The organism is Tissierella sp. MB52-C2 (assembly GCF_030931715.1).
Lineage (GTDB): Bacteria > Bacillota > Clostridia > Tissierellales > Tissierellaceae > Tissierella.
This window is the reverse complement of sequence record NZ_CP133261.1, coordinates 773,684-792,656: the sequence shown is the minus strand read 5'-3', so window position 1 is coordinate 792,656 and position 18,973 is coordinate 773,684. Positions and strand designations below refer to the sequence as shown.

Below are 18,973 nucleotides of genomic sequence, written 5' to 3'. Positions count from 1 at the left end.
TGATATTTACAGCATATATAGAATATTATATACTCTTTTTAAGAACGTACGCTTAGAGGAGTGATTAGATGACTAATACTGAGAAAGCTTATATAGCTGGTATCATAGATGGAGAAGGAAGTATTATGCTTACTAGATTTCATAAAAATCAATATCATTCTCCATGTGTTTCAATTTCTTCTACTGACGTAGAGCTATTAGAATGGATTAAAAATACTATAAAATCTGGTAAAATTACTACTAAAAAAAATTATGATAAAGAAAAACATAAGAATTCTTATACATATACGATAATATATGACGAAGCCATAGAATTACTTCAAGACATTGAGCCTTATTTAGTAATAAAGAAGAAAAAAGCTAGAGCCAAGCATATTATTTCTAAGTACAAAGAAGTTACTATAAGAAATGGTAGGTATAACGATGCTCAAAGATTAGCTAAGGAACAATTCTATACTGATTTCATGGCATTATAAAAGCCTCGATTAGTTTTCTAATCAAGGCTTTTTTACATATGTATGGTGGAGGCGGTGGGACATGATATCCAATAGTTTCCTAAAGGCACTGACTATATCTTGAACTTTTTAAAAGTTCTCTGGCGTATTATGAAAGATTATTATAGTTTTCTTCTTCCATCCTAGTACTGCATATCATAAGACTTAGCAGCCTATAAGTCGATACAGGGCTGTTGGATTTCTCCACATACCCCTCGGTATTAGCATTTTAAAGCCTTCACCGATAAAGCCAGATTATCACCTATAGATCACTCTATAGGGCGACTCCATACGAATCGAACCCACGTCCGAAAACACTTCCACAAGAGCTTCTCCGAGTGCAGTCAGTAGTTTAACATTCCCTCTACTCGACCCTTACTGACAAGGTTCAAGCTTCAGTAGCTTCATAGATTCCGTCCTTAGCTCAAAGCTTTGCTAAGTGCGGTGCCCCACTAGATTGACGTTCTATCCCCAGCCGTGGGTTACTCAGGTAGAACGGGCAGCTTAATTAAGCTGCAAATGCGTAATTATCGTTTGCGTTTAATTTATTTTGCCACTTTTAACGTTGCTTGGCGACAACGACTCGCTACTCCTGATTCCACATCCCCGTCGAAACCAAATTCGCCCCCATATATTATAATATTTTATAAACTAAAATTTTCGATGCAATATATTATAACAAATTAATAGAGTTATGTCAACTTATGACCAATTTAAAATTAAAAAACTCCATTATCTATATTTTTCAGATAGATGCTGCTGCATTCTTCTTTCTGCGTCCTTCTTCGCTATATCATCTCTCTTATCATATAGTTTCTTTCCCTTTGCAGTTGCTAGTTCTACTTTCACTAGCCCATCTTTTATATACACAGATAAGGGAACTAAGGTATAGCCTTGTTGTGTTATGGCAACCATAAGCTTCCTTATCTCCCTCTTATGAAGCAATAGTTTTCTTTTTCTAAGGGGATCCACATTATATATATTTCCCTGTTCATAGGGACTAATATGGAGATTATTTATAAATACTTCTCCCTTTTCTATAGATGCATAACTATCTTTTATATTTAATTTTCCTTGTCTTATGGATTTGACTTCTGTTCCAGTCAGCACCAATCCTGTTTCTATAGTATCCTCTATAAAATACTCATATCTTGCCTTTCGATTGGTTGCAACTACATTAGTTCCTTTTTTCTTCATATTATCACCACATTATAGTTTCTTGTAATTAAGTTTAACAAATATCTATAGTGATGTCAATGTCCTATATTAGTTCGAAGTCAATATTCCTAGTCATTACATTAGCATCTATTACTCTTATTCTAACTATATCTCCTAATCTATAAATTCTATTTGTTCTCTCACCAATTATATGATATTTTTCCTCATCAAAATGATAATAGTCATCTAACATATTGCTAAAATGTACTAGGCCTTCAATGGTATTTTCCAATTGTACAAACATTCCAAAGCTAGTCAAAGAAGATACTATACCTTCAAACTCTTCCCCAATATATTTTGTCATATATTGAGCTTTTTTCATATCTTCAACTTCTCTTTCAGCTTCTTCTGCACGTCTTTCTGTCATAGATGTATGTTCTGCTATTTCAGGTAAAGTTACTTCAAGCTTTTGCTGAACTTGATGGTTCATTTTGCCATTCAAATATGATTTTATTATTCTGTGTATTACAAGGTCTGGATATCTTCTAATTGGTGCCGTAAAATGAGAATAATATTGTGCTGCAAGACCAAAGTGAATTCCTGGCTCATTGCTATATACTGCCTTTTTAAGAGAACGCAGCATAAGTGTATTTATTAATGTTTCCTCCGTCTTTCCTCTTACTTCTTTAGTCAATAACTGAAGCTCCTTAGGATGAACTTCATTTTGTCCCTTTAAAGTATATCCAAAATTGTGTATCAGCTTACTAAATGTAGCCATCTTCTCAGGAGAAGGCTCCTCATGGGTTCTATATAAAAATGGAATTTGAGACCAGAAAAATCTTTCTGCTACAGTCTCATTACATACTAACATGAATTCTTCTATTAATCTATTTGCTATTCTTCTATCTTCTTTCTTTATTTCTACTGGTATACCTTTTTCATCTAGTATTATTTTTGTTTCTGGAAACTCAAAGTCTATACTTCCTCTTCTTTCTCTTTTTTCATATAGGATATGGCATAATTCTTCCATTAATTTTAAATCATCTGCCACATTAGCCAATTTTTCCTTAGCTTCTTCATCATCATTTTCTAGGAAATCAGAAACATCATCATATACTAGTCTTTGTTTACTATTAATTAAACCTTCAACTATTTCATGGTCAACTACCTTACCTTTTTTATCGATTTCCATCATCACAGATAAAGTTAGTCTATCTACATTAGGATTCAAAGAACATATTCCATTAGATAATTCCTTAGGAAGCATTGGTATTACTCTATCTATTAGATATACTGAATTTCCTCTTTGTAATGCTTCTTTATCTAGAATTGCTCTTTCCTTAACATAGTGAGATACATCTGCAATATGAACACCAAGATAGTAGTTTCCATTATCTTTCTTTTCAATAGATACAGCATCGTCTATATCCTTTGCATCTATTCCATCTATAGTAAAGGTGTTTAAATGCCTTAAATCTGTTCTTTTTTCTGCCTCTTTAGGATCTACTTCTTGAGGAATTCTTTCTGCAATTTCCTGTACTTTATTTGGAAACTCCTCTGGTAAGTTAAAATGTCTAATAATAGATAAAATATCTGTACCTTTCTCATCTAAGTATCCAAGGATTTCCACTACTTTACCTTCTGGATTTCTTCTAGGCTCTGGCCATTGAGTTATCTCTATAACTACTTTTTGCTTAGTCTTAGCTTTCATAGTTTTAGCCTTTGGAATAAATATATCATATCCAATTTTATGATCATCAGGTATGACAAATCCAAAGTTTTTATTGTCCTCAAAGGTTCCTACAATAGTTTTATTTCCCCTTTCTAATATCCTAATGACTTCTCCTTCTTCTCTACGTTCGCCCTCTTGTCTTTTTGTAATATTAGCGATTACTCTATCTCCATGCATGGCTCCATTCATATTTTCCGCAGGGATAAATATATCTTGTCTTGTCTTGTCTTTAGATACAACAAAACCAAATCCTCTTTCATGCCCTTCTAAAGTTCCAGCTACTAAATAGTCATTATCTATTAGTCCATATCTTTCATTTTTAGCCTTTATAATGACTCCTTCTTTTTCTAATCCTCCTAATATACCATAAAAGTCTTCTAATTCTCTACGGCCTATATCAAAATGAACTGCAAGTTCTTCTCTTAACATAGGCTTATATTTCTTATCTTCCATTAATTCAATGATTATTTCTCTAATGCTCATCTCTCTTCCTCCCTTTGGAGTATTCTATACTTTCTTCATTTTTAGTATTTACCCTTTTTCCAATAATAATCCACTTAATCTTTTATATATTTAAAGATTAAGGGTGAGCCAAGCTCACCCTATTTGACTTTAGAACCAAAATTAGTTCTATTTAATAAATTTGCTTCATAAGAATATATATTTGATTTCTTCTCTTCATGAACTTTAACTGCTATATTTATTAACTCATCTATTAGTTTAACGAAAGGATAACCTTTTCCTTCCCATAAGTAAAATGCAATAGATCCTGGCAGGGTATTTATTTCATTTATAAACACATTATTATTTTCATCTAATAAAAAGTCAATCCTTGAAACACCTCTACCATCTATAGTTATAAATGCTTTTTTAGCTAAATTTTCTATTTCTGATGCAATTTCCTCTTTAATATCAGCTGGTATTATTCTTCTTTCTCCACTTGTTTTTCCACCTTTTTCATTACTTTTTACATATTTATCTTCAAATGTTAAAATTTCTTCCCAACCAACTGGTTCTTCACACAATGAAGTCATTACTTCTTCATCATATCCAATAACTGAACAGTTTATTTCTCTTAAACTTTCTACTGCCTTTTCTATGATTATTTTTCTATCATATTTAATTGCAACTTCTATGGCTGATATAAGTCCATCTCTATCTTTAGCCTTAGTTATTCCTATACTTGAACCTAAATTAGCTGGTTTAACAAACATAGGATAAGATAATTTTTCCTCAATTTGATTTATGACTTCATCCCTATCCTTTAACCATTTTGATCTATAGAACCAAGTATAATCAACTATAGGCAAACCGTTAGCTTTGTATACATCTTTCATTAAAACCTTATCCATTCCCACACTTGAACCTAATACTCCACAACCTACATATGGTATATCCATAAGTTCAAATATTCCCTGTACAGTACCATCTTCGCCATTCATTCCATGAAAGGCAGGAAATGCTATATCTATTTTATTCATTATTTTCTTACCAAATAATCCTACCATTTCAGGATGTGCATATACATTATTATCTTTGTAATTAGGAGATAATATTATTTCCTTTGTATCTTTAAAATTGCCATCTTTATAATTTTTAAAATCCAGTAGACTGTCTCCAGTTAACCATTTTCCTTCTTTACTTACATAAATAGGTACCACTTCATATTTTGTTTTATCTATATTTTCTATTATCTGCATACCTGTAATTACAGATACTTCATGCTCTGCACTTCTACCGCCAAAGAATACACCGATTTTTTTCACTTAGAGACCTCCTTATATATTATTTACTATAATTATCTGGTAAATCATTTTCAAATAAGACAATGTCCCCTGGTCTTGCTATCTTTTGAATATATTCTGTTGCCTCATCTAATGTATTTACTGTAAATATATTATCTTTACTATAGCTTACTTCCATTAATCCTTCAAATATTGGTCTCGTTCTACTTTCTCCCATTAGAATTACGTAATCACAAACTTTTCCTATATTTGTACCAAATTCTCTATTAGCCACTTCTTCCATTGTACCTAATTCCACCATTCCTGGAGTTACTATTATCTTTCTTCCTTCCTTAAACTGTGACAATACTTCTAAAGCTGCCTTAGCTCCTATAGGATTAGAATTAAAAGCATCATCTATAATTATAATCCCTGTACCTGGATTTATTATATTTAGTCTATGTGGTATTGGCTCTATCTTTCTTATTCCATCTTTTATTTCGTCAAAAGATAAACCTAATATCTTTCCTACTGCTACCCCTGCTAAAACATTATATATATTATGTTTTCCCAATAATTTGGTAGTACATCTTATGGAATTGCCTTCCTTATCTTTCACAGTAAAAGTAGATCCTAATTCTGATACTTCTATATCTTCAGCATATAAATCTAATTCTTCTATATCTTCAATACCATAGAGTATTTTTTCCTTAAAAGTCTTATCTGCCAATTTTCTAATATATTCATTATCATAATTAAACACTGCTGTTCCATCTGATGGTAATTCTTCTATTAGCTCATATTTTGTCTTCATTATATTATCAATATTTTTAAAGGTTTCTATATGAGTAGGTCCAATAGACGTAAGCACTCCTATTTTAGGACCAACTAACTCAGCCACTTCTTTTATATCTCCTATATTTCTAGCTCCCAGCTCTGCAATAAATACATTATGTTTCTCTGTTAAATCGTTGTTTATTACTTTTGATAGACCCATAGGAGTGTTATAAGACTCTGGAGTATTTAACACATTAAATTTTTCCCCTAGTATAGCTCCTAGTATAAACTTTGTACTGGTTTTTCCAAAGCTTCCAGTAATCCCTACTACATTTAAATCTTTTCTTGATTTTATCTTTTCTTGAGCTTGTTCATAAAATCCCATATTAATTTTTCTTTCCATGGGGCTAATCAAATTATTTGACATTAGCATAATGAAAGCCTGTAAGTAATATAATATTCCAAGTAAAACTATAAGGATAATTATACTTAATATAGTAAATGATGGTGAAATGCCTAAAAACCTATTAGATTTAAATACAAAAAGAAATACTAATATGCCATTTAATATAATATTGGTCCAATATAATCTTTTAGCTCTATTGGTAAATACTAATGGTTTTTTGGTTTCCTTATTGCTATGTTTAATAGAAAATGCCTTTTCCTTATTGTTATTTATCCACCTTTGGAAAGCCTCTGAATCATAGCCCTCAAGCTGAATCATATGTAAAAAGTATTTCAATTTACTTGCCATTAGAATTAATGCCATAATACCTATTGTAATAAGTATAATCAACAAAACAATCCCCCCACTATATTAGTGAACAACTAATAGTTAAGTTCCTTACTATCTACTATATTGCATCATACTGTAGAAAGTTCCTTAATATCAACGTAAACTTTTGATAATCGTCTAAATATGAATAATGACCTGTTCCTTCTAAGACTACTAGACCTGAGTCTTTTATCTCCCTTTCCATTATCTTCCCCATATACAATGGAGTCGCCGCATCTTGGTCTCCCCATATAAGTAATGTAGGAGCTTTTATCTTTTTTAATAATGGTAATAGGTTTTCATTTACTACTATAACTAATATTTTTCTCATAATTCCTGTTGATTCTTTATAATCCGTAGATCCAAATTTCTTATAGAATCTTTCCATCTTTTCTTCATTTTTCATCCAGAAAAATAGAGTCTTATATAGAAATCTCAATGTTTTAAAACTATATACTTTAAAATAGTATTTTAATCCTCTCTTTGGTATTAATCCTGCACTATTTACTAAAACCATTTTCTCTACTATTTCTGGATACTTAGTTCCTAATATAATAGATAATTTTCCGCCAAAGGAATGACCAATTAGAGTGATCTTTTCAATTCCCATATTATCAATATAACTTTTTACTATCTCTGCATATTTGAACGAATCTATTGGTTCAGATGGTTCAGGACTTTCTCCAAAACCCGGTAAGTCCAATGCATGTACTCTAAACTTATCTTTAAGTATATTTACTATTGGAAGTACAGTATTAATATTTGCGCCCCAACCATGAAGTATAAGTACATCTTTTCCCTTTCCTTCTACTATGTAGTTTAATTTTATACCTTCTACTTTCATTTCTATTATTACCTTTCTATACTCTTTTATATATAATTATGTCCTTAACTATGTAATTATATCATATAGAAATAGATTTTCACACTATAAAAATGCACCTCCAAAGGTTATATTAATATAGCCTTCGGGGTGCATATATTCTTTAGAGATTTTTAATTAAAATATCCCGCTTCCAAATAGTCCAGCAAACACTAATGACACTATTGTCATAAGTTTGATTAAGATATTTAATGATGGTCCTGAAGTATCCTTGAATGGGTCCCCTACAGTGTCTCCAGTAACTGCTGCTTTATGAGCCTCACTACCTTTTCCACCATGATTTCCTTCTTCGATATACTTTTTAGCATTATCCCATGCTCCACCTGCGTTTGACATGAATATAGCCATTAGTACTCCAGTAACTAATGCTCCCGCTAATAATCCACCTAATGCTTCTGCACCTAGTACAAAACCTATAGCTACAGGTACTATTACTGCTAATAGTCCTGGAATTATCATCTCTCTCAATGCTGCTTTTGTACTGATATCTACACAAGTACCATATTCAGGAGTTGCTTTTCCTTCCATGATACCAGGTATTTCTCTAAATTGTCTTCTTACCTCTTCAATCATTGAGAAAGCAGCTTTACCTACTGCATCCATTGTCATAGCTGAGAATAGGAATGGCAACATACCTCCTATGAATGCACCTGCTATAACTGTTGGCTTTGTTAAATCTATACTTGTTAAACCTACTGCTTGTGTATAGGAAGCAAATAATGCAAGAGCTGTAAGAGCTGCCGAACCTATTGCAAATCCTTTTCCTACTGCTGCAGTAGTATTTCCTACTGAGTCAAGTTTGTCTGTAATTTGTCTTACATCTTTTGGTAACTCACACATTTCCGCAATTCCACCAGCATTGTCAGCTATCGGACCATAAGCATCTACTGCTATAGTCATACCTGCTGTTGATAACATACCTACTGCTGCTAATGCAATTCCATATAATCCTTCAGTTGGATTAGTTGATCCACCTGATACATAATAAGCTACTAAAATACCAATAGCTATTACAACAATAGGTCCTGCTGTTGACATCATACCTACTGAAAGTCCACCAATAATATTTGTTGAAGCTCCTGTTTCTGATTCAGTAGCTATTCTTTGTACTGGCTTGTGGTCTCCTGATGTATAGTATTCTGTTATTCTAGCTATAATAAGACCTACTGCAAGTCCAGATAATATTGCAACAAATGGTTTAGTTGAATCTAATATATATCTACTTAAGAAGAAACCAGCTACTACAGTAATTAATGAACTAACTAATGTACCAGTATTTAATGCCTTTTGAGGATCCTTATCCCCTCTAACAAAGTAAACTCCTATAATTGAAGCTATAATTCCTACTGCTGAAAGAGCAAGAGCAAAATAAACTCCCTTTTCTCCATAAGCTACTATTCCTAAAGTAATCGCTGATATAATAGCTCCTACATAGGATTCAAATAAGTCTGCACCCATACCTGCCACGTCTCCAACGTTATCTCCAACGTTATCTGCTATAACTGCTGGGTTTCTTGGGTCATCTTCTGGAATACCTGCTTCTACTTTACCTACTAAATCTGCCCCTACGTCTGCCGCCTTAGTATAAATACCTCCACCTACTCTAGCAAATAATGCTATAGATGAAGCTCCAAGTCCGAATCCTGTTATAATATTTGCATCTTCAAATATTATATAAAGTACTCCTACTCCTAAAAGTCCTAATCCTACAACTGTCATTCCCATTACTGCACCACCTGAGAATGCAACATTTAATGCCTTTGTCATACCTGATTCCTTAGCTGCATTTGCAGTTCTTACATTGGCTCTAGTAGCTACCTTCATTCCAATATATCCTGCAGCAATAGAGAATAATGCTCCAAGTAAGAAACAAACTGCTGTGTAGAAATTAATTGCAAATATTAAAATAATAAAAAGTGCAACTATAAAGATTGCTAAAGACTTGTATTGTCTACTTAGGAAAGCCATGGCTCCATCTTGGATGTAAGTTGCAATTTCCTTCATCCTATCGTTACCTGGGCTAACCTGATTGATACTGTTTGCTTTATAAAAAGCAAATAACAGCGCCAATACACCTACTACTGGCGCAGCAATTAATGCCAAATTCATCTTATACTCCTCCTTTGTTATTTAGCTGCTAAAACTAAAGTAGATATTATAAAGATAACAGCTGATATTACTGTTATTCTCTTAAGCATGTCTTCACGGCTTGCTCCTCTTGCTTTACCAAATAATGAGTCTGATGCGCCGCCACCTATAGTACCTAAGCCCTGTTCACTACCTTCTTGCATTACGACTGAAACTATTAATGATAAACTTGATATAAGTACTAATACTGAGAAAAACATTGTCATATTTACACCTCCCAACAATTTATATATCCCCTAAAACATTACTATTTTAACATAGTAGGAGCATAAAATCAATAGTTTATAGACCTAATAGTAATCTATATATTCCCCATTATTCTCAAATATATATGACCTTAAACTAATAAAGATTTAGCTTCAACACTATTCCATCTCAATTAAACCATATTTAATTCTAATCCGATCTAATTTTTCAATCATAGACTGGGAAATGAAAAATATAAAAAAGACTGTAGAGATCGAATGAACAACATTGAACCAGAACCCTGAAATGTAAGTTGCTAATAAGGCTTTCCATGAAAAATGAGAAGTAAATATTAGAAGACTTCCAATATCTATAATTCCACCATATATGAAAAATGTAGACAATCCACCATAAATACATAATGATAATCTCGTCTTCTTAAGAATCTTCTTTTGAAATAGTATGCCTGCTAAAAATCCAATTATTCCGAAGCAAAACATCTGCCATGGTGTCCAGGGACCTTGTCCAAAGAAAAAGTTAGATACAAATCCAGTCATTGCTCCCACAAGAAAACCAGATTCTGGTCCAAGTGACACTCCAGTAATAATTACAATGGCAACAACAGGTTTGAATTGAGGCAACATATAAAATGCACCTCTTCCTGCTACAGCTATGGCAGTTAATACAGCTATCATAACTAATTCTCTAGCCTGTGGCTCCCGTTTTTCAAATATCATTATAAAGGGAATCATAGTGTAGATAATAATCAAAACACTAATGAAATAATATTTCCTATCATCTAAAAAATATATTCCCAAAAAAATAGTGATTGGAATCACTACTAAAATAATAATTGCCGAGATTAAAGTTCTAGATTTTAAAAAATTCTCTCCTAGATATTTTCTTGACATAATCTAATCACATCCTCTATAGTCACTGCTTCTGGACAAATATGTCTAGAAATACGATTTGCAGATGTAGTGTAAAAACTATTTCCAGCAAAAAATTCCTTCGTTGCCTTGGAACTCACTATATTTCCATCAAAAACCATGGCACAAGTATCTCCATGTTTTGCGCAAAATTCTATATCATGAGACACCATTATAGTTGTTACACCTTTATTACTTAAGTCTTTAAGGATCTTTGCAAATTTCTCCTTAAAAAAATTATCTAGACCTTTAGTGGGTTCATCTAATAACAATATTTGGGGTTCCAACAATAATATTTTTGCAAGAGCTGCCCTTTGCTGTTCACCACCACTTAAATCATAGGGATGTCGATTCAACAAGTTCTCCAGTTCAGTTAACTCTACTATTTCTTTAATTCTTTGAGATTTATCCTCTTTAGATATTTTAAAGTCTAATAACATTTCGTACAAATCTAATTCAAGAGTCTTTTTCACAAATAGGCTTTGAGGATTTTGGGGCAATACCCCTAGATTATTGATATATCTCTCCTTGGTGCTCATCTTTGCTAGGTTTCTATCTCCTATGAAAACCTTGCCTCTGTAAGGAGTTAGTATTCCACTAATAATTGATAGTGCAGTAGTCTTTCCAGTTCCATTTCCTCCCAATATACAGTATATTTCACCTTTTTCTACTTCCAGGGACATATCTTTAATAGTATCAGGCAAACTTTTATCGTATTTAAACCAAATATCTTTAAGTTTTATTATTACATCCCTTTTTTCTTTTATGGATTCTACGTAATTGATCTTTATATTTTTTCCTTCCATAAATGAATCAATCCACCGTCTTCCTTCATTCACTGTAATAGGATAAGGCAACTGATTTTTTACTCCTGCATATATCTGCATAGCTGATGTCATACTATGAAGCATTGGGTGATTATTTTTGTTTAAATCCTTACCAACTTCTTCCGGTGCACCTTTACTAATAACACTTCCTTCATCCATAACTATAACCTTATCTGATATTGGAATTATTTCTTCCAGTCTATGTTCAGTCATTATAATAGTTGTACCTAATTCTTGGTTGATTTTTTTTATGGTTTCAATAAATTCCGAGGCCGCAATAGGATCTAACTGAGATGTAGGCTCATCTAAGATTAATACAGAAGGCTGCATTGTCATTATCCCTGCTAAATTTAAAATTTGTTTTTGTCCTCCTGATAACTCAGTTACCTTTTTATTAAACCAATTATGAATACCAAAAAAACTAGCCATCTCTGCTACTCTAATTCGGATGGTTTTGTTATCATAGCCTAAACTTTCCAGTCCAAAAGCTAACTCGTGCCAAACCTTATCTGTTACTATTTGATTATCTGGATTCTGAAATACATATCCGATTTGAGAAGCCTGAATCCTATGTTCAACCTCTGATAGAGGTTGTCCAGAAAAATAGACTTCACCTTCTTTTTTTCCATGAGGTGAAAGGATAGTTTTTAATTGTCTAATCAAAGTACTCTTTCCTGAACCTGATTTTCCACATATAGTTAAAAATTCTCCCCTATTAATTATAAGATTTATATTATTTAATGCCTTTTTTTCCATTAATGGATATGTGAAATTCAAATCCTTGATTCTATAGATTTCCATTTAACTTCCTCCTGAATGTTTATAATTACAGGCATCATACATAATATTAAATATGCTATATATACCAATAGGCTATATCCTGTTAATTCACTAAATTTAATAGATGGGAAAAATCTAATTGTGTTTTCACCTTTAAAGGCCCCTATTAGAATAATCAGCACTAATAGTAATATGGCTGAAATTCCTATCTTATCTCTATTATCAAAAGAAAATATGGAAAAGCTAGTCCTTCCAGGTAATCCATAGCCCCTTGACCTCATAGAATCCGCCGTTTCGATGGCATTTTCCAATGCCCATGTGGTCATTATGGATAATATCTTGATTCCGTTTTTAGCCCTTCTAATAATATTTCCTTGAGATAAATCTCTGCCCATGGATTTTTGTGCGTTGGAAATCACCTTTATTTGTTCTATATATCTCGGAACAAACCGAAGAGTCATTGAAAAAATTAAAGATAATGAAGGTATAATCCGCCCAAATAAATAGATAAATTTATCGGAGGTCATAACTGCATTATAACAGGAAAACCATATAATAACTGTAATAAACATGGTGGCTGAAGCTATGCCGTAGAATATGGATTCTAATGTAATTGGATTTCCATCCTTTAGATAAAATAATATGGTAACTCCCTCATGGTTAAACAAAGGATTGAGAATTGCCATAAACAATAGCATTGGCATCATATATATAATATTAAATCTTATGCCCTTTCTTAATCCCTTTATCATCATTGAATAAGTAATAGCTGATATTAGAGCTATTATTTGAAATATAGGGTGCATAAAGAACATACTAAAGATTAATACAGCTAAAAAATATATGAAATTTACTATGGGATGAAAATTAGAAAAGCTATCATACATCATTCTTCTCCTCCTGTAACAGCAAAACCGCCGCCTATGTCCCTGCCTAAATCACAGGTATAAATCCATTCTATTATATCTCCATCCTCTAATAGGTATCTGCTAGATCCATAATTGGGAAACCAATCATTGACCTTATACATCCATCCGCTTAATTCTCCGCAGTCGAACTCATATATATTATTTATCCCCTCTATATAATGGCTATTGTATATTGGAGTCATTACAAATTCCATATGAATCTTATTTGCCTGCATCTCTCTTAGCAAAACATCGAATACAGATTCTCCTTCGTAGAAACTTACTGTCTGAGGAGGATAAATAATCCCATCCTCAGGCAGTACTTCAAGTTTATCTTCATTAAATAAATGCATATTATTTAATATGGTCTTACTTGTAACAGATAGAGTTGCTGTCAGTTGTTTCTCCTTATTTATGGTCACATCCTGCCATTCAACTGGATTTGGCTTTCCCTCTGGAACTGGATCTGTTAAGTATTTATCCTTTTCATCACTATTATTTTTGTCTTCTTCTATTATGTTTTGTTTCTCTAATTTTTGTTCCTTATTTATTTCATCCTGATTTATGCCCATATCTACATAGGTCTCATTGGAATCAAGAGGATTTACAGTTTTGTTCCCGCCCCCAAAAAATGTAACTGTCAATATAAAGATTACAAATATTCCTATTTTAAGTTTTCTATTTTTCATCTTTTTATCACCTTAATTTATATCCTAAGTTATAGCTAATTCATATCAGTCATATTATAGAAACTATTCATCTTATTCATATATCTTTGATATGCTACTATTCCATACATTCCTTGATCTGTTGCCATAGGGTCTACTAATCCCGCTTGTGCCCCTCCATTTTCCTTTTCACCTTCTCTTATATGCATGAAGCCTCCACCATCTACATAGAAGGTCATTAAATTATCTATTAGAGTTTTTCCGTTCTTTACAAATCTACTATCATTTGGATCAATCCCCAGCTCTGTTAAAGCCATAATAACTTGCACTACAGATTCAGAATTAGCGGCTCCCCAGCTCTCATATCCTCCATCTTCTAATTGAAGCTGAGATAAACATTCCACAGCCTTATCTATAGTTTCTTTCACCTTAGCCATATCTTTGTATTTTGATAAAGCCTGCAATACCATCCCTGTCATATCTGGATCAGCAGGTGCATCATCCCCAGCTATGGAAAACCCTCCGTCTGGTAATTGCCTTTCTAATATATTATCTATATACATTTCTCTAGTAGCTTGAACTTTCACCTCTGGAACTAAGGGGATTGCATAGTTTTTGGAATCCAAAGCTAGTAAGGCAAATGTAGGTCCATTTATCCCTTGAAATATAACCTTTTCATAATCTGATAATTTCTCAAGTAAGTTATATCCAGCCACATCTGAAGGATCCTTCCCAATGGCAGTTAAGGCAAGAATAACCCTAGAATATTCTGTATATTTTCTTTCATGGAGTATACCTTGATTTTCTTCAAGGATGTTTACGACATTACCATAATAATTCTCGAAATAATCCTTATGAATCTCTATATCCGACCTTGCCAAAGACATTATAGTCCAATCTCCTCCCATGGAGGACACCGTTGGATCAGGTATAATTTCTTGCATAAACTTAGCTGTTTCCGCTATTTTTTCTTCTATATTGTAATCAGTTGAGAATGTAGTAACAGTACATGATACAAGGCTAAAGCTTAATATAATAAGAAAAATAATCTTCCATAAATTTTTGACTTTATTCTTCATATATTAACCCTCCCTATCTATATATTTCAATTAACATTCTAGTCCTTATATATTATGCCGTAAATCCCTGCTGAAACCTTATCACAACGAAGTTTTCCATTGAACACATACCATTTTTCCGGAGAAACATCTTCAAAATTACCCTTCATATAATTGTATTTTACAAATCTAAGTTTTTCTACTGGATACTGTTTTTCTAAATTTATTTCATAGGAAAGTCCGCCCTTAGTAGAATCCGATTCTACTTGGAATATATAACCCTTTCCCTTTACTTTATTCCATTTTTCTTGTATATCCTTAGGTATGTCACGTAAATTTAGTTTTAATCCAGATGCTGTTTCCATAGATGGATATATCTCTATATTTACAACCCCAGTATGATATTTTATGAATTCATATTCTCCCTTTAATAAATTTGGCAGAACATCCTTAGGTATGGTTATTATATTGCTGAATCCTGATTTGAAATCTGAAACGGTAGGTCTGATTTCTATATGATTAAATCTATCATTTATCATCAAAGAGCTGCGGCTATTTCTAGCTCTTGATTCAATCTTACCTACATCATTTAAAATCTTTGCCCTTTCCTTCAGTACTAATTTTTCGTCTCTTTCCGATTTTATTTTCAATTCCTCTTCTGCCCTTTTTTCTTTTGCTTCCTTTGCTAATTCCCACCAAGAGATTTCTCCCCTTCTCTTGTAATAATCGTCTCGTTCCTTTTTATAATTATCATAATAATCATCCCAATAATACGAATCTCTTTCAGATGGTATATTTATTATTACACGATATGTCTTCTGAGTATTACCTGATCCATATACTGTATAGTAAACAGTACGATTGAAATTTACTGCGCTGTCTTTACTTGGAGAAATAGAGGCACCGTCAGTTATTGTAATACTTGGAACTAGATTGCTTAGATTCATATTATATGGTAGGTTAATGGTAATTCTTTCATTTCTATCATCTATTGAAGCTTCATATCCTAACAATGAAAACCTTATGATTCTAGGAAGTTCATTAGTAGGTTCTTTAGGGTCTTCAGCTTTTTCCCATTTGGCGAATAGCTCTATATCCTTTATTATGGATGTATTGAAATTAAATATATTATTTAAATTGGATTCTGTATACCAGTTTATAAACTTATATCCGCTTCTAATTGGATCCTTTGGTTGGATAGCTGTTCGTCCCTCTATTACATTCTGTGAGCTGACACTGCTTCCTCCCATGCTGTCAAATGTGACTATAAATTCCTTTAATTCCGGATTGGTTACTTCTTCCCATTTTGCATACAAGGTTATATTCTCTGTTATAGGAGTATTGAAATCAAAAACTTGGATTAAGTTTGAATTCTTATACCAATCTATAAATCTATATCCATTTTTAGTGGTACTACTAGGTCTTATAGCCCTATTGCCTTCTTCTACTTCTTGAGATGAAATACTATTTCCCCCATTGGTGTTGAAGTTTACTGTGTATTTTGCTTTTTCCTCTGCTGAAGCTTTGATGGTTAAAATATATTCTTCCGTACTATTTTCACCATGGAGTATGAACTTAGTGGGAGCATCTGCATATATGGTATTAATCGCCTTTCCTTCCTGCCAAAATGGCCCTACATATCCGTTTTCCTGCTCTATAGTTACTCCATCTGTAGCTATAATTTTAAGAAAATATCCACCTAAAGCTATACTATCTATTTCCTCTTGGCTCATACTCTTTGGCAGGGTAATGGTAATTTCTTTTCCACTAATCCGCCCCTCTGTAATAAGTTGTCCATCTTTTAAAAGTTCCACTGTTTTTATTTCCAATATCTCTTCTACCGGTTCTTTTTCTTTTATTGTTAATGTTAATTTAACTTCTCCATCATATCCCACTACTGTTCCAGTAAATATCTGTGACTCTCCTATCTTTGTTAAATCCACAGTATCTGGCGTCCATGTAACCGGTATCTCTTTACTTGAATTATCACTCATCTTCACAGTTACTGTCTTAGGAAGTACATATTCAGTTCCTGACTCTATTTGTGCCTCTATATTTTGTATGGAGATGATAGTTGCCTGTTCTTTTTCCTTTACTGTCAACGTTAAGCTTACGATGCTGCTATAACCTTCTACATTCCCGAAAAATAATCGAGTTCCTTTTTTACTTGTATCTGCTTTGTCAGGATTCCACCTTATTACTTTCACAAACTCTTCACTATCATCACTCATTATTGCTTTCACTTCTTCTGGTAATTTATATTCCTCTCCTACATATGTTTCTGCTTTTATTCCATCTATTCGCTTTATTGTCAAATCCTTCTTTTCTTCAAAATATGCAGTCACTTCTAATTCAAGTCCTTCCGTTTGTATCATTTCAAATTCTATTTCTGAATTATTCAAATCTACATTAGGATTAGGCGTTCCCACTCCTACAATAATGGGATTCATTTCCCATTTTGAAAACTTATAGTTCTCTTTATCGGATATAGCTGTGAATTTTACCTTGTCTCCTTTAACTGCCCTTTCGTGGCTGGAGTTTACCTTAAGTTTAGGAATATCGGGATAATTAGTTGCAACTTTAATATCATTGAGAAAATCAAATTTTGCTGTAATTCCAACTCTATTTTTATCTAATCCAAATAATTTATCGTCTATTTTAAATGTAGTTATATTACTAAAAGGGTCTTCTAAAAGATAATTAAACTCTTCATTTTCATAATTTCGTGTACCACTAGCTTTCCATTCTTTAAACCTAGTTTTTTCACCATCTATTGCTTTTATCTCTGCTATTTCATTTTTACCTTTCTCTAAAGTTATAGACCCTTTTAAGTCTTCTCCTGAAACAACTCCTATTTTCAATGTTGGATCTGTATATTTGTCAATACTATTCACATCTAAGTGCATTTGAAAATTGGTTTTATCTCTTTCCTTTACTTTTAGGTTCAATACAACATATGGATTTCCGCCATATCCCAATATAACTCCATAAAAGGTTTGTGTTCCTAAATTATTAATATTAACAATATCCATTATCCATGCTACATCTAATACTTCTCTCTTTCCATCGGTCATTTCCACTTCAACAGTTTTAGGTAATTGATATTCTTCTGCATAATATATTTCTACATCTTTAGTTGTCATATTCTTTATTTTCACTTTAGGATTTGATTTTTCTTCAAAATGTGCAATAATATTAAATTCATTATATCTACCTATGATTGAATCAATTAGAAATTTCATGTTTGGGTCATTTATATTCACATCTTTATTTATAAATTCAGGATGTATTGCAGCTTTATCCAATTCCCAAAATGAAAATTGATAATCTTCGTTTTCACATTCTGACGATAATACTACATCTCCCCCAACTATCACTCCATTCTGTTCAGATTCAGCGCTCAATCCTGCTACATCTGACGGTTCAACCCTTACACTCACAGGCTTAACTGCTGTGAAAGCTCCAAATATTGTAAGCTCATTCTTGCTTGCATTCTTTAGATCATCAGTTACGGTAAATGTGGTTTCTAAATCTTTCTGGGATCCAAATGAAGTATTTGGTTTAACGGTATTCATTCCTTTTTTATACTGAGCAGTCCATTGAACAAATCTTTCATTTTCTCCTTGTACTGCTTTTAGTTTTATCTTATCTCCATTCTTCACTGTCATAGTTACAATTGAACTATATAATTCATTATTTACATATACTTGTGATTTAGGACCATTTGCAATAGTTACTTTTATTTTTAATTGAAATTCTTCATTATTGAGAGTTGTGATTCCACGAGGCTCTAATTCTTCCTTATTTGTGAATATATTTCCCTCTGTGAAGTTGGCATATGCAGGAATACTACCCAAAAGCAATATTCCTGTCAAAAATAAAGTAAGAATCTTTCTTATATTTTCTTTCATCTAATATCATCCTTT

The 18,973-nt window shown here is 32.5% G+C and carries 14 protein-coding genes and 1 other RNA gene; 1 reads left to right on the top strand and 14 read right to left on the bottom strand.

Annotated features, from left to right (window positions below):
* Window positions 1–68 precede the first annotated feature (68 nt).
* Window positions 69–476, top strand: a complete 408-nt coding sequence (locus tag RBU61_RS03945) for an LAGLIDADG family homing endonuclease (RefSeq protein ID WP_308878267.1) — start codon at window positions 69–71, stop codon at window positions 474–476.
* Between the two features lie 309 nt (window positions 477–785).
* On the opposite strand, the gene ssrA is transcribed toward RBU61_RS03945, so the two are convergent.
* The 14 genes from ssrA to RBU61_RS03875 all read right to left on the bottom strand — a co-directional run bounded on the left by ssrA (window position 786) and on the right by RBU61_RS03875 (window position 18,958).
* Window positions 786–1,114, bottom strand: a transfer-messenger RNA (tmRNA) gene (ssrA, locus tag RBU61_RS03940).
* A 112-nt stretch (window positions 1,115–1,226) separates the two neighbouring features.
* Complete coding sequence (gene smpB, locus RBU61_RS03935) at window positions 1,227–1,691, bottom strand: SsrA-binding protein SmpB (RefSeq protein WP_308878266.1); 465 nt, start codon at window positions 1,689–1,691, stop codon at window positions 1,227–1,229.
* A gap of 64 nt (window positions 1,692–1,755) precedes the next feature.
* The gene (gene rnr, locus RBU61_RS03930) at window positions 1,756–3,867 is read right to left on the bottom strand and encodes a ribonuclease R (RefSeq protein ID WP_308878265.1); all 2,112 of its coding nucleotides are present in this window, start codon (window positions 3,865–3,867) and stop codon (window positions 1,756–1,758) included.
* A 119-nt stretch (window positions 3,868–3,986) separates the two neighbouring features.
* A complete protein-coding gene (locus RBU61_RS03925) occupies window positions 3,987–5,150 on the bottom strand; it encodes a D-alanine--D-alanine ligase family protein (RefSeq protein WP_308878263.1) in 1,164 nt (387 codons plus the stop codon).
* 19 nt (window positions 5,151–5,169) lie between these two features.
* Window positions 5,170–6,654, bottom strand: a complete 1,485-nt coding sequence (murF, locus tag RBU61_RS03920) for a UDP-N-acetylmuramoyl-tripeptide--D-alanyl-D-alanine ligase (protein WP_374212509.1) — start codon at window positions 6,652–6,654, stop codon at window positions 5,170–5,172.
* Between the two features lie 85 nt (window positions 6,655–6,739).
* The gene (locus RBU61_RS03915; RefSeq protein WP_308878261.1) at window positions 6,740–7,504 is read right to left on the bottom strand and encodes an alpha/beta hydrolase; all 765 of its coding nucleotides are present in this window, start codon (window positions 7,502–7,504) and stop codon (window positions 6,740–6,742) included.
* A 156-nt stretch (window positions 7,505–7,660) separates the two neighbouring features.
* The gene (locus tag RBU61_RS03910; RefSeq protein WP_308878260.1) at window positions 7,661–9,652 is read right to left on the bottom strand and encodes a sodium-translocating pyrophosphatase; all 1,992 of its coding nucleotides are present in this window, start codon (window positions 9,650–9,652) and stop codon (window positions 7,661–7,663) included.
* Window positions 9,653–9,669: 17 nt separating this feature from the next.
* A complete protein-coding gene (secG, locus tag RBU61_RS03905; protein ID WP_308878259.1) occupies window positions 9,670–9,897 on the bottom strand; it encodes a preprotein translocase subunit SecG in 228 nt (75 codons plus the stop codon).
* Between the two features lie 159 nt (window positions 9,898–10,056).
* Entirely contained in the window at window positions 10,057–10,788 is a 732-nt protein-coding gene (locus RBU61_RS03900) for an ECF transporter S component (protein ID WP_308878258.1), read from the bottom strand.
* A complete protein-coding gene (locus RBU61_RS03895; RefSeq protein WP_308878257.1) occupies window positions 10,770–12,434 on the bottom strand; it encodes an energy-coupling factor transporter ATPase in 1,665 nt (554 codons plus the stop codon). The genes RBU61_RS03900 and RBU61_RS03895 overlap by 19 nt, the downstream gene beginning before the upstream one ends.
* Entirely contained in the window at window positions 12,407–13,303 is an 897-nt protein-coding gene (locus RBU61_RS03890; protein WP_308878256.1) for an energy-coupling factor transporter transmembrane component T, read from the bottom strand. Before RBU61_RS03890 ends, RBU61_RS03895 begins: the two co-directional genes overlap by 28 nt.
* On the bottom strand, window positions 13,300–14,010 hold the full coding sequence (locus RBU61_RS03885) for a DUF4430 domain-containing protein (protein ID WP_308878255.1): 711 nt from the start codon (window positions 14,008–14,010) through the stop codon (window positions 13,300–13,302). The genes RBU61_RS03890 and RBU61_RS03885 overlap by 4 nt, the downstream gene beginning before the upstream one ends.
* A 35-nt stretch (window positions 14,011–14,045) precedes the next feature.
* On the bottom strand, window positions 14,046–15,068 hold the full coding sequence (locus RBU61_RS03880; protein ID WP_308878254.1) for a terpene cyclase/mutase family protein: 1,023 nt from the start codon (window positions 15,066–15,068) through the stop codon (window positions 14,046–14,048).
* A 38-nt stretch (window positions 15,069–15,106) separates the two neighbouring features.
* Complete coding sequence (locus RBU61_RS03875) at window positions 15,107–18,958, bottom strand: Ig-like domain-containing protein (protein WP_308878253.1); 3,852 nt, start codon at window positions 18,956–18,958, stop codon at window positions 15,107–15,109.
* Window positions 18,959–18,973 lie beyond the last annotated feature (15 nt).

What these genes read in the sequence shown, in the direction of transcription:
- RBU61_RS03945 (WP_308878267.1), top strand. Translation starts at nt 69, where the DNA reads ATGACTAATACTGAGAAAGCTTATATAGCTGGTATCATAGATGGAGAA.
- smpB (WP_308878266.1), bottom strand. Translation starts at nt 1,691, where the DNA reads ATGAAGAAAAAAGGAACTAATGTAGTTGCAACCAATCGAAAGGCAAGA.
- rnr (WP_308878265.1), bottom strand. Translation starts at nt 3,867, where the DNA reads ATGAGCATTAGAGAAATAATCATTGAATTAATGGAAGATAAGAAATAT.
- murF (WP_374212509.1), bottom strand. Translation starts at nt 6,654, where the DNA reads ATGGCATTAATTCTAATGGCAAGTAAATTGAAATACTTTTTACATATG.
- RBU61_RS03915 (WP_308878261.1), bottom strand. Translation starts at nt 7,504, where the DNA reads ATGAAAGTAGAAGGTATAAAATTAAACTACATAGTAGAAGGAAAGGGA.
- RBU61_RS03910 (WP_308878260.1), bottom strand. Translation starts at nt 9,652, where the DNA reads ATGAATTTGGCATTAATTGCTGCGCCAGTAGTAGGTGTATTGGCGCTG.
- secG (WP_308878259.1), bottom strand. Translation starts at nt 9,897, where the DNA reads ATGACAATGTTTTTCTCAGTATTAGTACTTATATCAAGTTTATCATTA.
- RBU61_RS03900 (WP_308878258.1), bottom strand. Translation starts at nt 10,788, where the DNA reads ATGTCAAGAAAATATCTAGGAGAGAATTTTTTAAAATCTAGAACTTTA.
- RBU61_RS03895 (WP_308878257.1), bottom strand. Translation starts at nt 12,434, where the DNA reads ATGGAAATCTATAGAATCAAGGATTTGAATTTCACATATCCATTAATG.
- RBU61_RS03890 (WP_308878256.1), bottom strand. Translation starts at nt 13,303, where the DNA reads ATGATGTATGATAGCTTTTCTAATTTTCATCCCATAGTAAATTTCATA.
- RBU61_RS03885 (WP_308878255.1), bottom strand. Translation starts at nt 14,010, where the DNA reads ATGAAAAATAGAAAACTTAAAATAGGAATATTTGTAATCTTTATATTG.
- RBU61_RS03880 (WP_308878254.1), bottom strand. Translation starts at nt 15,068, where the DNA reads ATGAAGAATAAAGTCAAAAATTTATGGAAGATTATTTTTCTTATTATA.
- RBU61_RS03875 (WP_308878253.1), bottom strand. Translation starts at nt 18,958, where the DNA reads ATGAAAGAAAATATAAGAAAGATTCTTACTTTATTTTTGACAGGAATA.